The 293-nt window shown below is 45.7% G+C and carries 1 protein-coding gene; it reads left to right on the top strand.

The window, feature by feature from the left end; translation table 11 throughout:
* Positions 1 to 3: 3 nt before the first annotated feature.
* The coding region (locus AB4585_RS24490; protein ID WP_372171351.1) for an HD family hydrolase at positions 4 to 293 on the top strand (290 nt) is incomplete at its 3' end.

Genomic DNA, 293 nt, shown 5'->3' on the forward strand with positions numbered 1-293 from the left:
AGCATGCAAAGATTAAACCAACAACTTGAAATGTTGATGGAGATTGACCAGCTTAAGAATGTACTCAGAAGAACCCGAGTAAAGAGCGCGCAAGGTCGCCTTGAAAATAGCGCAGAGCACAGCTGGCATGTCGCTACCATGGCTATGCTCACTCAAGAGCACGCTAATGCGAAAGTAGACATTGCTCGAGTCCTAAAGATGCTGCTATTGCATGATATTGTCGAAATTGATGCGGGAGACACCTTTGTTTATGACGCGGTGGCCTCCAAAGAGCAAGAGCAAAAAGAATTGCT

This window comes from Vibrio sp. 10N.222.49.C9, assembly GCF_041474985.1.
Lineage (GTDB): Bacteria > Pseudomonadota > Gammaproteobacteria > Enterobacterales > Vibrionaceae > Vibrio > Vibrio crassostreae_C.